We start from the raw sequence: 15,042 nt of genomic DNA, 5'->3' as shown, positions 1-15,042 counted from the left end.
AAGTTTTGAAAAAACACGAAAATGAATAGAAATATAGGTTAGTAGAAATACAATAAAATAGAGGGTTTGAAAGGTGCTGAAACGGTGCGAAATACGCGCCAAAGATGGGCGGCATGATGTAATAACGAAAAGCGGAAACGGCTTGTTCAGCCCCGACAAGCATATGACGATCTAGGAAAGAAGGCGCTCTTTGCCTTCATTCCTAGAGTGGCTTATGACCTCGAGGGGCTAGCCGTTGCAGCTAGACATTATGTCACCAAACCCTGATATATAAGGATTTTATGTAAGATAAGAGTGAAAAGTTAACATTTTGCTAACATTGAGGTTTTTAACGGAGGCTTCTCATTAGTTCATTGAACTTTTGAGAGGCTTCTTTTTTTATTTTGGGGATATTTTCGATCCTTTTTTTTATGTCCGGGTGGAGCTTGTGGAAAATTACCCTCTGGTAGTGAACCGTATGGCTATAACCAAGATGTGGACATTGTTGATTCGTATGATTGTCTTAACTGTCTTATTGTATTAACGAGGAAGTTAATGTCTATGAAAATAAAATAAATAGACGCTTGTATTCCTCCTTTTCGATTAGGTACGATTGACCATAAGCAAAATAGATGGAGGCGCTTTCAGATAAAATATCCTTTATTATAAATATTCCCATAAATGATATTGACAATCATTATCAATTAGAAGTAAGATAATAGTTGTGTGATAGTAATGATAATCATTATCAATCAAAAAGGAATAATTGAAATGATTATTTGAAAAAGTTGGAGCTGGCTTGACAGCGATAATTATTATCTTGTTTTATGTTGTAGATATGCCTGTGTTTTATAGAGATAAAGAGTATTTTATGAGGGCATAAAAAAGAACATAGATAGTCAATTTATCAGTTCAATAGGCTCTGAATTTTAAAAATTTATAATACATAAGGAAAGAGGTAAGAGAGATGGGGAAGTTTAAATTAACTGTCATTATGGCCATTTTTATTTTGATGTTGGCGGCATGTTCAAGTGCGGATAATGCAAATAGTGAACCAAAGGATAATGAACCTGAAGCAAGTGAGCAAGAAGAGGAATCTGTCGAACCTGCAACAGTTGAAATCACTGATGCACACGGAACGGTTACGGTTCCTGTAAATCCCAAGAATGTAGTAGCTTTGGATAATAGAACGTTTGAAACGTTGGCTGATTGGAATATTGAGTTAGCTGCTGTACCAAAAGCGGTAATGACCTCGGATTCACCGTATGTAATAGATGAAAACGTTCAAGATATTGGGAATCACCGTGAGCCAAACCTTGAAATAATAGCGGCTGTAGACCCTGAGCTTGTTATCGTAGGTCAAAGGTTTTCCGGATATTATGAAGATATAAAAAAATTAGTGCCAAATGCTGCTGTTATTGATCTAAATGTTGACGTTTCTGAGGAAGCCAGTGCGCCTGGAGAAAATTTAGTAAATGGATTTAAAGAAACTACCATTAATTTGGGGAAAATTTTTGATAAAAATGAAGAGGCTGAACAATTGATAGCTAGTTTTGAGCAGGCGATTGAAAAAGCTAAGTCTGCGTATAATGGCAGCGATAGAGTGATGAGTGTTATCGTTTCAGGTGGAAATATAAACTTTTCAGCTCCGCACACTGGACGTGTTTGGGGTCCGTTATTTGAAATTTTTGGATGGATTCCAGCTTTAGAAGTTGAGAATACGACTACAGATCACCAGGGTGATGAGATTTCAGTTGAGGCGATTGCACAAAGTAATCCTGATTGGATCTTCGTATTAGACCGTGATGCTCCAATATCCGGTGAAACAGATAAAGTCCCTGCTCAGGATGTAATCGACAATTCACCTGCTCTTCAAAACACAACGGCTGTTACTGAAGGACAAATTATTTATGCACCAATGGATACTTATTTAAATGAATCAGTGCAAACTTTTATGGAGTTATTTGAAAACATGGCTAATACTTTAGCTAAGTAGTGTGAAGGAGTTTAACGCAGTGCCTAAAAATATCATCACCGGGATTGAGAGATATTCTCAATCCCGGTTTTATAACCACAATAAGATTTGGACAAAACCCTTTATATTAGCCATTATCATTGTCATTGGTTTAGGTGTTATTTCGCTGTTTACTGGAGTTTATGATATAGCTGGGCAAGAAGATGGAATGGAAATGTTTTTCATCACTCGTGTCCCAAGAACAGTTGCACTTATGCTTACTGGAGCCGCCATGGCAATGGCAGGACTCGTTATGCAGCTAATTACACAGAACCGTTTAGTTGAACCTACCACAACGGGTACGATGGAGTGGGCAGGTTTGGGACTCCTTGTTATTTATTTATTTGTTCCAGGCCCCTCTTTAGTACTTAGAATGACTGGTGCAATCATTTTTTCTTTTGTAGGAACGATGATTTTCTTTTTATTCTTAAGAAGGGTTAGACTACGTTCCTCTTTAATTGTTCCGATTATTGGTCTGATGCTAGGGGCAGTTATTTCTGCTGTTTCCACCTTTGTAGGACTCTTTTTCCAAATGACACAAGTAATTGAAGGATGGTTTGTTGGTTCTTTTGCCTCTGTTCAAGCCGGAAGATATGAGTATTTATGGATTATTGTCATCGTTACAATTCTTATTTTTATTTATGCGAATAGGTTAACTTTAGCTGGTCTGGGGGAAGATGTTGCCACAAGTCTTGGAGTCAATTATAATACGCTCCTTCTTTTGGCTAATGGCCTTATTGCAGTTGCAGTTGGTATTGTTGCAGCAGTAATTGGGAACTTGCCATTTCTAGGTTTAATTGTTCCCAATATTATTTCCATGATAAGGGGAGACGATCTTAAAAGTAATCTGCCTTGGGTATGTGTGAGCGGAATGGGGACGATTACTCTTTGTGACATCATTTCTCGAACCATTATTATGCCTTTTGAAGTGCCGGTCTCTTTAATCCTTGGCACAGTAGGCTCAGTCGTATTTATTACGATTTTAATGAGACAAAGGAAATCAAGGAGGCTAGGATGAACGCATTGGAGTATAGAAAGAAAGAGAATGTTAAGCTCGATATTAGCCTTCATAATGAAAGTAGAACTGCTAGAGCTTTTCGTACGAAGAAAGATGAAAAACGATATTGGTTTCTGCTCATTTCATTAATTGCTCTTGGTCTTCTTTTTTCCTACGGACTTTTAGTGTATAACAATCCGGTTCCGATCGATTCACCTTCTTTTATTCCCGTTGTTGAAAGAAGAATCGGAGCTGTGGTTGCCATGCTTATTGCAGCAGTTTGCCACAGCTTATCGACTGTTGCGTTTCAATCGATTACGAATAATCGAATTATCACTCCTTCACTTTTAGGCTTCGAATCACTTTACTCAGCTATTCATACGAGTACAATGTTTTTATTTGGAGCTAGTGCAATGGTGAGCTTCAGTGGGATTGGGCCATTTTTTCTTCAAGTTAGTCTTATGGTTTTAATGAGTTTGCTCCTATATGGATGGCTGCTCTCGGGGAAATATGGGAATTTACAGCTTGTGCTCTTAGTTGGAATTATTATCGGAACTGGGTTGAATACGGTGTCGGCTTTTATGAGAAAACTTCTTGCGCCATCTGAGTTTGACCTATTGCAGACAAGATTGATTGGTTCTATCAATAATGCGGATGCTGAATATTTTCCAATTGTTATTCCGATGGTCACCGCTGTTGCCTTATTGCTTTTTGTTTTTTCTAAGAAATTAAATATATTGTCACTTGGTAAAGATGTCTCTACTACTTTTGGCGTTAAATACCAATCTAATATTATTTATGCACTTGTATTAGTTGCTGTTTTGATGTCCATTTCAACGGCTGTAGTGGGCCCTCTTACTTTCTTTGGATTTTTAGTTGCCATTTTGAGTTATCAAGCGGCGCCAACTTATGACCATCGATATATTTTTCCAATGGCTCTTGCTATAGGGTTCTTTGTCTTAACAGTTGCCTACTTTTTCATGTACCATGTAATCAATCTTCAAGCTGTTTCCGTATTTATTGAACTGTTTGGCGGAATCCTATTTCTAATTGTAATTTTAAGGAAGAGGTCTCTATGATAAAAATTGATAATGCTAGAAAGATGTATACGGATGAAGTAAATATCGGACCATTAAATATTGAAATACCAAAGGCTGGGTTTACTTCTTTAATTGGACCCAATGGTGCTGGAAAGTCTACGACTCTTTTGATGATTGGAAGACTTTTAAACATGGATGAAGGTCAAATTATGATTTCTAGTATGGATGTATCTTCTTCAAAATCAAATGATTTAGCGAAAATCGTCACTATTTTGCGACAAGAAAATCATTTTGTAACGAGGCTTACGGTTAGACAACTAGCTGGATTTGGACGATTTCCATATTCAAAGGGGAGATTGACGAGAGAAGACGAAGAAATTATTTCTAAATATATCGATTTTTTAGATTTAACAGATTTGGAAGATCGATATTTAGATGAGCTATCAGGCGGTCAAAGACAAAGAGCATATGTTGCAATGGTTTTGTGCCAAGAGACGGAATATATACTATTGGATGAGCCTCTGAACAATCTCGATGTTGCTCGTTCTGTTCAAATGATGGAGTATTTAAGACATGTTGCGAATGATTTTGGAAGAACTATTCTGACTGTTATGCATGATATAAATTTTGCAGCTAAATATTCTGATCGAATTTGTGCTATGAAAGATGGGCAAATTGCGGCATTTGGAACAGTAGAAGAGATTATGGATCCCAAACTTTTGACAGACATTTTTGAAACGAAAATAGAAATTATTGAGGGTCCGTATGGGCCGATAGCTGTATATTAGTCACTACGTTTTAAAAATTTCATATAGTCAAGAAATCTAATAGATCATTAGCCCAAATTATAACCGCCATTCTATTTGCGGTGTTTAGAAGAAGGAATATTCAATTTCCTATTAGGTGCATTTTCTTAAGAGCTATAGTTTCAATCCATTTATTTTTTATATCTATATTAGATGGTAAGGCAATTTATCATGGAGGGAGGATATATAATGAAAGTATATTGGACAAAAATAAATAAGATTATTGAAGAAACGCCGGAAGTTCGAACGTACCTGCTCGCCTGTCCGCAAGACTTTACATGGGAAGAAGGTTCTCACACCCACTTTGCACTGGAGGGGTTTAATGCTGGAGATAAACCAAACCGCAGTTTGATTCGCCATATGTCAATCTCCACTTTACCCTATGAAGAAGCGATTGGCATCACAACTCGTATTAGAGAGCAATGCTCTGAGTTTAAAACGATATTAAAGAATCTTAAAGTCGGAGATGAAGTTGCCATATTTAAAACGCATTCAAATGTACCACTGAAAAGAGAAGGGAAAAATGTTTACTTATTGTCATCTGGTGTAGGTCTGGCCACTTTCAGATCAATTGTACTTGAATATTTTAGACGAGCAGACAACGTGAGTCGTGTTCATTCTTTAAACATCCGTTCAGCAAAAGAGTTCTTATTTACAGATGTTTTTGTATCAGCACCTGATAAGAAGTTTACATCACAGTTTGTCGATAATCGTCACGACTACTATGAAGAAGTGAAGAATCTTGCTGCAGACAATGATGGACTTTACTATGTTGTTGGCAGTAATGAATTTATCGTACAGAATATTGATGTTCTGCGTGAGAAGGGGATCAAAGCGGGGCAGATTATACTCGATAAGCATGAGCAACAATTGGCAGAGTTTTTATCATTTTAATGGAATGGAGGATTAAGTTAAGAATACGAGAATATGGCCGTTTTCTATTGACGGATTGCTGTACACTTAATTAAATATCATAAGAAACTTACATTACTTTGCTGTATCTCGCTTTCTAATCTAATGATCGACAAATCTACTAGTAATAGAAAATTTCATTCCTCTAGAAAAAACACGGATTGCTCTTAAACAGGAGTAATCCGTGTTTTTTTATTATTGAAGGGTAAAATATGGAAATTCGCACATAATAATATCGTTATAACAATAGAAGGTTAGGATGAATGACGATGAAGCAAATGAAAAAAAACACACAACCTAGAAAAAGCAATGCCATGTATCAAAGACATGAAAGGAAACTAGTATGGCTAACCTTTATTGTGGCGGCAATTATGCTTTTATCTATTATTGGCAGAGTTGTAGGCGGATAAAGGAGGGAATGGATTGATTAATGAGGAGGCAGTTTACTACAGTAGGATCCTGACAGAAACTACATTATCATTTCATATTATATATGCAACCTTAGGGGTAGGCGTACCTCTAATGATCATGATTGCCCACTGGGTAGGTATAAAGAAAAATGACGAACATTATATATTGCTTGCTCGAAGGTGGACAAGAGGGTTTATTATAACGGTTGCTGTGGGGGTGGTTACAGGTACAGCAATTGGATTACAGCTTTCTTTATTATGGCCGAATTTCATGGAGTTGGCGGGAAATGTAATCGCTCTACCATTATTTATGGAGACGTTTGCGTTCTTTTTTGAAGCGATTTTTCTAGGCATATATTTGTATACTTGGGATCGGTTTGAAAATCAACGAAAGCATTTATTACTATTAATTCCTGTTGCAATCGGAGCATCCTTTTCTGCCGTATTTATTACTATTGTAAATGCATTTATGAATGCCCCGCAAGGATTTGATTTAATAAATGGAGAGCTGGCAAATGTCAATCCAATCATGGCGATGTTTAATCCAGCGATGCCTACTAAAGTATCCCATGTCGTGGGTACAGCCTTTATGACTTCAGCCTTTGTACTTGCTTCTATTGCGGCATTTCGTTTGCTAAGAGGTTCGAACCATATTTATCACAAAAAGGCACTCCTTTTAACCATGAAGATTGGATTAATCTTTTCTCTGACTTCTTTAATTGTTGGGGATTTGTCTGGAAAATATTTGGCAGAATATCAACCTGAAAAGCTTGCAGCGGCAGAATGGCATTTTGAAACGAGTGAAAGTGCTGAACTGATTCTACTCGGATTTATGAATGAAGATGAAGAAATTAAGTATGCAATAAAAATTCCGTATGCATTGAGTATTCTAGCTCATGGATCACCGACAGCAGAAGTGATAGGTTTGGATCAGTTTGCTGAGGAAGATATACCTCCATTGTATATCCATTATCTCTTCAATATTATGGTTGTAATAGGGATGATGATGATAGGGGTGTCCCTGTTATTCCTTATTGGCAAAGCTAAAGGGTGGTCTATTGTTGAGTCAAAGCCGTACCGGTGGTTAATCGTTTTGGGCGGACCACTAGCAATTATAGCTATCGAAGCGGGTTGGTGGTTAGCAGAAGTAGGGAGACAACCGTGGATTCTCCGCGGAATCATGCGTACAGCAGAAGGAGCTACTACGAGTAATCATGTAAATCTTATGTTGCTTTTATTCTGTGGTCTCTACTTAATTCTAGGTGTGGGCTCAGTAGTTGTTTTGGTTAGAATGTTTCGGATGAATCCAGTGGAAAGAGAATTGATGGATAGAAAAGGGGAAGTGCATAGATGAATCTGAACCTAGAAATTATTGGGATTATTGTTCTCTGGACATTTCTATTCGGCTATATTATTGTAGCCTCCATTGATTTTGGCGCTGGTTTCTTTAATGCATATGGAATCTTTACCAATAAGCAACATATTCTTACGAAAATTATTCAGAGATATTTATCCCCTGTTTGGGAGGTAACCAACGTATTTTTAGTTTTTTTCTTTGTTGGAATTGTCGGTTTTTTTCCAAAAACCGCCTACTATTATGGAACGACTTTATTGGTACCTGTTAGTATTGCTGTTATCTTATTGGGGATACGCGGTTCGTATTATGCGTTTGAGACATATGGAGCACGTTCACATAAGGGATATGCTTTCATGTATGGTTTGTCAGGTTTATTATTACCAGCAGCACTTTCGATTGTCTTAACAATTTCAGAGGGCGGCTTCATTTTTATTGAAAATGGGAACCCGGTTCTTGATTATATGGCCTTATTTATGAGTCCGCTTACATGGAGTATTGTTGTGTTGAGCCTATCAGCTGTATTGTATATTTCTGCTGTGTTTTTAACCTGGTATGCAGATAAAGCAAATGATACACCTGCGACTGAATTGCTCCGCCGTTATGCATTAATTTGGGCATTGCCTACCATCATTACAGCAGGAGGAATTATTTACGAGTTAAGATTTCATAATGCGGATCATTATGAGGAGATTTTATCGTTTTGGTGGATGTTTTTAATTTCAGCTTTATTATTCATAGGAACAGTATGGCTGCTCTGGAGACGGAAAAATTATGGTATAGCCTTTAGCTTGCTGATTGGCCAATTTGCATTTGCGTTTTATGGTTATGGGATATCTCATTACCCATACTTACTTTACCCACATCTAACGATATATGATAGCTTTACGAATGAGGCTATGGCTTTGGCTCTTATTATTGCATTTATTGCAGGTCTAGCCTTACTCATCCCTTCCCTGTATTTATTATTGAAGCTATTTTTATTTAATAAGGATTATGTTAGAGGAAACTCAGAGCATAAGCATTGAGGGGGTTATAGGATGGATGCATTTTTAGTCTTTGTCGCACCGTTTTTAGTGATTGGAACAGGGATAGCGGTGTCGTTCTGGTGGGTACAAAAGGATGGGGTTATCCGAAAGGAAGAATGAAAAACGATGTTTTGCGGCATGCATTTTGGACACTGTGAAGGCAGTGCGTGATTTGAACTTGCTGACTATAATTTAAACGTGTTTTATGCTTTTTTAGGGTGTGTCTTTGGAATATTTAACTTAATACTTGTTGAAATATAAAAAGCAGACGGTTTAGAAGTGCGATCATTCATTTCTAGTGGACCTTCCGCTTTTTTTATGTCTAGGACTATTTGGAAGTGCATATTTTAGTGATTTGCTATTCTGAAAATAAACAGCTCCGAAAAATAAAAGATAGGAAAGGAATACTATTTGTTATCGGATTCTTTACATTAATCATAACCTATCTTGGCTCCCAGCATTAAAAGTTATATTGCTCATAAATTGTCACCACAATATTTTCTTCATCGGTCTATTTAGAAATGATTCTGTCGCTAACTTTTTCTTATAGTAATTTAATTTCTTTGTTTTCACCTGTTCATCAAATAATTTCATATTTATTGGTGAAAACCATTATCCAAATGAAGTTTTTCGTGTAATATTATCCATCTGTATGCTCCTTTATTATTGGATTTAGACGGGATTACCACCTGACCTATCTATATATAAAGGATTTTTTCTTTGCACAAAATGAAATTATTGAACATTTTAAGTATTTTTAATAGAGAAATTAAATTAATGCAACACTAGTGACTTTTTGTAAAAAAAATAACCCCTCAATTAAGAGGATGGAAGTATATGCTAGTATCTGTGTCCAACTTTAAATTATTAAGCATTAATTACGATTGTTAGAAATTGTAAACTGATGTAATATATTTATATCTTTTATTTATTGGGGGAAGAATGGATGAAAAAAATGTTTGTAATTATTACCGTCATGTTTCTGGTAAGTTGTTCTGCATTTGGTAGTAGCACCCTTGAATTTTTTACCGATAAAGAAGAGGCGATAAGGCAAGGTATAAAGGCAGAGGGACTAAAAAAAGAAGATATATTGGGGGAAATTTTAGAGAATGGTGAAATCTTTGTGTTTTATAAAAAAAATTTAGAGGATGGATTAGGTGTTGGAGTTTCAAGCATTTATAAAAAGAACGATAAATACTCTTGGTACGACTCAGAGCAAGATGTAGTAATTCAAGGTAATAATCATAATTTTGATGTAAATTGGATCTTAAATACGAAAACTGGAAATCAATACAAAATTTATGTAGGCATGGCGGATTCGAAAGATATACCTGAAGGTATTTCTCCAATAATAGACCAAAAAACTGGAATATATTATCATGTTGAATCTCTACAGTGACTAAAGTATCATTTTTTATTTCTGATTATTCTAAAAAGAATAAATAAAGAGATTAATCCCATGACATAATTATCTAATTTTTGACAAAATTAGATAATTTGCTTTACTATTTTTGTTAATTGTTGTAAAATTTGGATATATTATAGTGAAGGAGGAAGAAATTTGGTAAAGAAGTCTAAATTTGTGGTAGTTTTTTTGAGTGCTTGTCTTCTATTTTCTCTTTTTGTTAGTTCAGCATCTGCAAATGAAATCGAAAAAATAAAAGATAATACTCAAGTTATCAGCAAAGACAATGCAATTTATGATTCGGAGTTAGGTAAATATGTAACTCCACTTAAAAAGGTTGATGGGAAACTAGTTCCCGTGTCAATCGAGGAATATGAAGTTGAAACTAAAGATGTGAAAGCTATTGATGAGACTGAAAAGCTTTATAACGAATTTAATACTGACTCAGATATCAGGATTATGGCTGACTACAGAGAATATTGGATTTTTGAACGATTTGAAACAATGCCCACATATGTTGGATCAACCATAAAGGTAACAGCAGACATAGGATGTACGACACCTACTTGTAGAATTGATAAGAATGTTTCTGTAACAGTTAGCGCATCCTATAACGTTTCTGCACCATTAGAAATTAGTGCAATTAAAGCAAACGCAGGATTTACTTGGACTAATAGTGCTTCTGATTCTAGTGTTTATTCTTTTTCCCTTGTAAAAGGTGATAGAGGATATATCGGTTTTAAACCTTATTATAAGAGAGTAAGAGGAACTCTAAAGAAATATTCTAATTGGGATGGATATCTTGGAATCTCTAAAACTGGTATTGGATACTCAGTTAAAAAAACAGCCTCGGGTGAAGCAGATGGGTATTATTATTTCGTACATTATTAATACTTAAAGTTACTAAAAACACCTTAATTAATCGAATTATGATTTATCAAGGTGTTTTTAAGCTGTTGTTAGGAAGAGTAAGTTGCTAATATAAAAACAGAGGGATTGTTCGAAAAATAGTCTTAGAGTTAACAGGGGAATAAAAAGAAATAGTAACAACTGAAACTCCCTTTACGATTGGATCGATAAGTAAATCCTTAACCGGATTAGCCATTATGGGATTAATTGAAGGACTTTAAAAGAACTGACTAGTTCAATCCTGTAAAAACGGTAAATCATCGTTAAAGTTATTACAATCAACAACGTCCAAAACGTTGATTCACCAAACTTTTGAAGCATGTTGGGGTGTATTGACTATGACTTAGTTACTTTAACCATTGAGTATTATTGTCCCCCTAGAACTCTTTCAGTTAATTGATGTTACAATTTCATCAACCATCACACTGTATTTACTTTACGAGGCAACTCTTCAAAGCCTGATGTGTCATGATTAATAAAAAATGGAATAAAAAACAATGGATAGATCATTAAATACAAATTCATTGCCCACCAACTTATATCGAAATCTAAACTGAATCCCCAAAAAGCAATAGCCTGTAAACCTGAGCAAAAGGTTAACACTAATGAAATTAAGGCATACGCTCTCCATTTTGTGCTGCTTTTCTTATATAAGTACAAGCTATAAAGTCCTGTTGCTGAAATGAAAATATCTAATGGAAAAAACGACCAGTTCCAAGCGATAATAATAGGATTATCATAATCCTTAAATGCCCAATCTTTAGGAATAAGACTGAAATATGTAACAATCCAATAAATGATAAAGCCGATATCTGTAACGAGGAAAAATGGTTTTAAAAATTTCATGAATAAAAATTCTCCCTTATTTTTGAAATATGAATAAAAAGCACTTATTGAAAACAAATGTTTATTCTACAGGTAAGAGATGTAATGGCAAGGCGACAGACAGTGCTTGAATAATTTTCATCGTCGGTATGCCTTTAGCATGTTAGTTGTCATCCTCTGATTTTGAAATGCCATGCAACAATATATCCATAACCGCTTCTAATTTTTCTTTAATAGTTAATGTGTCTTGCAAAGCCATCGGAGATTTATAAATTTGATTAATTGCACCTAAATATAACTCAATAAAGATATTTAGATTTATATTTCGGATGAATCCTTGTTCAATACCTTGTTTCATTAAAGTAAGAACAGTTGACCATTCCTCTCTTAAGAAATGGTCTAATTTTTCCCATTGTTGAAAATGGTTCTTTTTTAAATCAGACAATAAGCGAATGTTCATAAACTCGAACTCTTCAGGGGTACTACAAAGGATAAGTTTTAGTTTAGCTAACACATTTAAATTCTCATTCAATGCAATCTCTTGTTCATTTTGCTTTATGCGATGAATAAATGTTTCAATAACCTCCTCAACAATTTGATCCTTTGAAGAGAAATGTTGATAAATTGTTCGTTTACTTGTTCCTAAATTTGCTGCCAACTCACTCACAGTAAAACTGAACCCTTTTTCTTGAATTAAACTAATCGTTTCATTAATAATCCTATTACGCAATGAAAATCCCTCCTGTTGAAACCAAAGAAACCAATTAGGTTTTATTGGTACCATTATATTATAATATCCAGATTTTCACAACAACATTTGCTAAATTTATTGAATTGTTATTAACATGCCATTTAGGCAAATTGACCGCTTTACAGGTGGGAAAGTAAGTAAAAGGAATGTTGAGAGATTACTACGGTGGATAAATCGATAAAATAAAAGAACTTAATTTCTTTCATCAAGAGCACTAATGTTTTTGGTGGAAGAGATATTTTTACAGCATTTGATAGTGTCTTATTTATCGAGTCCTTCTAAAAGCATTACAATTCAAATATATAAGGGTTTTGTCTAAAACATTAATATTAAGGATTTAAAAGGAAGCTTTTCATGAGTTGAGAAAAATTGTGGAAAGCTTCTCTTTTTGATGTGCAGGAAAACTTGTGAAGCTGTTTAGATGATTTAAGTGATCCATAAGTTCGGCGGTTCTGCTAACATTGCAGGGGCTAATAAAAAACATTGATTTTCATCGGAAAGGAATTTTGCGCCATAGCGATATGCAGCACGCAATATTTGGTTCAGTGTCCGTGAATTTGCAATGGGTGGGTGCAGCATTAAACGGGATGGCTCATCACTGTGTGAAAAAAAGAAGCGGTTAACAAGCTGCAATCAGATTGGATTGCGGGAGGTTTGCATAGAGTTGGGAAGATTTAGCGCTTGATTGTGCGACATGAAAAGGTGCCTATAGTGTATAAATTGGTAAACAGGCAGTAACCCAACATCAAATAAAATTGCAAAAATAGTAAAAAGTATGAAATGATAATCTTATTAAGGTTTTTGATAGGGGAGATCGATGATGCCACATTCAATATTGCTGGTGGAAGATGATTTAGAAATTAGTGAGATGGTAAAGACGCAATTGGGGAAGGAAGGATTCAAGGTCGTTCAAGCGTTTGATGGTGAGTCTGCTCTTCAATACTTTTCTGCTGAAGGCTTTGATTTAATTTTGCTAGATCTCATGCTGCCCAAAATGAATGGAATGGATTATTTACAGTTCGTAAGGGAGCAAAGTGTGATTCCTGTTTTAATTATGTCGGCAAAAGATAGTGAGGTGGATAAAGCAATAGGTCTTGGGTTAGGTGCTGATGACTATATTGCGAAGCCTTTTTCGATGATTGAATTGACAGCAAGAGTAAAGGCTGCTATACGCCGTGCCAATAACTACTCCAAAGCTGTTGAGAAAGATGTGACAGCTATTATGAACATCGGTGAGCTAACGGTAGACTTAGAAAATTTTTCAGTAAAAAAAGAAAGTCGGGAAATTAAGTTGACAGCGAAGGAGTTTCTGATATTAAAAATGTTTATCAGTTCACCAAATCGCGTTTTTACTAAAGAGCAAATCTATCAATCTGTCTGGAATGATGACTATTATAAGGATGAGAATGTCATTAATGTACATATGAGGCGGCTGCGGGAAAAGATTGAAGATGACCCTTCAAATCCGAAGTACATTAAAACGATTTGGGGCATTGGATATAAGCTTGGAGAAATTTAATATGAATATTATAGTAGGTTCCATTATTTTTATTTTACTTACAATCGTTTTCCTACAGGTGAAAATGGCTCGAAAAAAACAGGCAGACCTTCAATATATCCACAAGAAACTAAAGCAAATCCTTACAGAAAAAACCAATGAGAAGTTGATTTTACAAACGGATGATGCCAATTTGAAGCTTTTGCTGATTGAAATCAATCATTTATTGGAACATAATCAAAAGACTGTGGCCCAATATAATAAAACGGAGATAGCGATGCGCAAAATGCTGTCAAATATTTCGCACGATCTAAAGACGCCTTTGACTGTTGTATTAGGCAGTATTGAGATGGTGCTGGAAGATGCAAAGCTATCCGAAGCTGAAAGAAAAGCTTTGCTTGAAAAAGTTTATCGTAAATCGCAGGAAGTGTTAGAGTTAATGAACAAGTTTTTTGATTTAGCAAAATTAGAGTCTGGTGATCGGAACCTGTCTATTAGCCGTCTTGATATAAATGAACTTTGCAGAAATAATATATTATCATTTTATAATATTTTAACAGCAAAAGGGTTTCAAGTAGATGTTTCTATACCTGAACAACCTCTATACATTTTTGCTAATGAAGTAGCCATGAACAGAATCCTACAAAATCTAATTTCAAATGCCATTCGATATGGAAGTGATGGAAACATCATTGGCATTGAAGTTCGAGATGATGAGGAGTCTATTTTTATTGACGTCTGGGATCAAGGAAAAGGCATTCAAGCAAGTCATAAAGACCAAGTATTTGAAAGATTGTATACACTTGAAGACTCTCGAAATAAACAGTATCAAGGAAGCGGATTAGGGCTGACTATTACCAAAAGATTAGTAGAAGAAATGGGAGGCGAAATAACGCTCTCCAGTATTCCATTTGAAAAAACCATATTCACGATTAAACTTAGACGGGCTAAATACTAACTTCAATTTTTGTATTGATTTTTGCTTATTCGTTTTACAAGAGATGAAGCTGTTTGATCAAAAAGTTTAAATTCTTAAGAAATGCGTAAGAATTGATTAATAAAAATGAAAGTTCTCCTCGGTATGATGAAGAGAAGAAATAGAGAGGAGTTTTTT

General features: G+C 35.3%; 15 protein-coding genes and 1 pseudogene. 13 read left to right on the top strand and 3 right to left on the bottom strand.

Going from position 1 to position 15,042, the window contains the following annotated elements; genetic code table 11:
• Positions 1–946: 946 nt before the first annotated feature.
• The 9 genes from FCJ93_RS21785 to cydS all read left to right on the top strand — a co-directional run bounded on the left by FCJ93_RS21785 (position 947) and on the right by cydS (position 8,660).
• Entirely contained in the window at positions 947–1,975 is a 1,029-nt protein-coding gene (locus tag FCJ93_RS21785; protein WP_095312958.1) for a siderophore ABC transporter substrate-binding protein, read from the top strand.
• A gap of 19 nt (positions 1,976–1,994) precedes the next feature.
• Positions 1,995–3,011 carry an ABC transporter permease gene (locus FCJ93_RS21780; RefSeq protein WP_095312956.1) on the top strand — a complete coding sequence of 339 codons (1,017 nt, stop codon included), beginning with the start codon at positions 1,995–1,997 and terminating at the stop codon, positions 3,009–3,011.
• On the top strand, positions 3,008–4,069 hold the full coding sequence (locus FCJ93_RS21775) for an iron chelate uptake ABC transporter family permease subunit (protein ID WP_095312954.1): 1,062 nt from the start codon (positions 3,008–3,010) through the stop codon (positions 4,067–4,069). Before FCJ93_RS21780 ends, FCJ93_RS21775 begins: the two co-directional genes overlap by 4 nt.
• Complete coding sequence (locus tag FCJ93_RS21770; protein WP_095312952.1) at positions 4,066–4,818, top strand: iron ABC transporter ATP-binding protein; 753 nt, start codon at positions 4,066–4,068, stop codon at positions 4,816–4,818. The genes FCJ93_RS21775 and FCJ93_RS21770 overlap by 4 nt, the downstream gene beginning before the upstream one ends.
• A 207-nt stretch (positions 4,819–5,025) precedes the next feature.
• Entirely contained in the window at positions 5,026–5,730 is a 705-nt protein-coding gene (locus FCJ93_RS21765; RefSeq protein WP_137744719.1) for a ferredoxin--NADP reductase, read from the top strand.
• Between the two features lie 287 nt (positions 5,731–6,017).
• Positions 6,018–6,158, top strand: coding sequence for a hypothetical protein (locus FCJ93_RS25135; protein WP_170211380.1), 141 nt, complete (start codon positions 6,018–6,020; stop codon positions 6,156–6,158).
• 13 nt (positions 6,159–6,171) lie between these two features.
• Positions 6,172–7,512 carry a cytochrome ubiquinol oxidase subunit I gene (locus FCJ93_RS21760; protein WP_137744718.1) on the top strand — a complete coding sequence of 447 codons (1,341 nt, stop codon included), beginning with the start codon at positions 6,172–6,174 and terminating at the stop codon, positions 7,510–7,512.
• A gap of 2 nt (positions 7,513–7,514) precedes the next feature.
• A complete protein-coding gene (locus FCJ93_RS21755) occupies positions 7,515–8,540 on the top strand; it encodes a cytochrome d ubiquinol oxidase subunit II (RefSeq protein WP_137744722.1) in 1,026 nt (341 codons plus the stop codon).
• Positions 8,541–8,552: 12 nt separating this feature from the next.
• Complete coding sequence (gene cydS, locus FCJ93_RS26000) at positions 8,553–8,660, top strand: cytochrome bd oxidase small subunit CydS (protein ID WP_377982158.1); 108 nt, start codon at positions 8,553–8,555, stop codon at positions 8,658–8,660.
• A gap of 396 nt (positions 8,661–9,056) precedes the next feature.
• Here the strand turns inward: cydS and FCJ93_RS21750 are convergent.
• Positions 9,057–9,188: pseudogene (locus tag FCJ93_RS21750) on the bottom strand (DUF4372 domain-containing protein); the annotation flags it as partial.
• 298 nt (positions 9,189–9,486) lie between these two features.
• On the opposite strand from FCJ93_RS21750, the gene FCJ93_RS21745 reads away from it, so the two are divergent.
• Together FCJ93_RS21745 and FCJ93_RS21740 are read left to right on the top strand one after the other, a co-directional pair.
• Complete coding sequence (locus FCJ93_RS21745; protein ID WP_137744717.1) at positions 9,487–9,939, top strand: hypothetical protein; 453 nt, start codon at positions 9,487–9,489, stop codon at positions 9,937–9,939.
• A 162-nt stretch (positions 9,940–10,101) separates the two neighbouring features.
• Positions 10,102–10,836, top strand: coding sequence for a DUF6060 domain-containing protein (locus FCJ93_RS21740; protein WP_137744716.1), 735 nt, complete (start codon positions 10,102–10,104; stop codon positions 10,834–10,836).
• Between the two features lie 438 nt (positions 10,837–11,274).
• On the opposite strand, the gene FCJ93_RS21730 is transcribed toward FCJ93_RS21740, so the two are convergent.
• A complete protein-coding gene (locus FCJ93_RS21730; RefSeq protein ID WP_137744715.1) occupies positions 11,275–11,700 on the bottom strand; it encodes a YvaD family protein in 426 nt (141 codons plus the stop codon).
• Positions 11,701–11,842: 142 nt separating this feature from the next.
• The gene (locus tag FCJ93_RS21725; protein ID WP_137744714.1) at positions 11,843–12,409 is read right to left on the bottom strand and encodes a TetR/AcrR family transcriptional regulator; all 567 of its coding nucleotides are present in this window, start codon (positions 12,407–12,409) and stop codon (positions 11,843–11,845) included.
• 841 nt (positions 12,410–13,250) lie between these two features.
• Between FCJ93_RS21725 and FCJ93_RS21720 the strand changes: the two genes are divergently transcribed.
• Both FCJ93_RS21720 and FCJ93_RS21715 read left to right on the top strand, forming a co-directional pair.
• The gene (locus tag FCJ93_RS21720; protein WP_095312942.1) at positions 13,251–13,949 is read left to right on the top strand and encodes a response regulator transcription factor; all 699 of its coding nucleotides are present in this window, start codon (positions 13,251–13,253) and stop codon (positions 13,947–13,949) included.
• A 1-nt stretch (position 13,950) separates the two neighbouring features.
• The gene (locus tag FCJ93_RS21715; protein WP_137744713.1) at positions 13,951–14,886 is read left to right on the top strand and encodes a sensor histidine kinase; all 936 of its coding nucleotides are present in this window, start codon (positions 13,951–13,953) and stop codon (positions 14,884–14,886) included.
• Positions 14,887–15,042 lie beyond the last annotated feature (156 nt).

It is taken from the genome of Robertmurraya siralis (genome assembly GCF_005502275.1).
Classification (GTDB): Bacteria; Bacillota; Bacilli; order Bacillales; family Cytobacillaceae; genus Robertmurraya; species Robertmurraya siralis.
The sequence above is the reverse complement of the archived record's forward strand: the minus strand, read 5'-3'. Positions and strand labels throughout refer to the sequence as shown.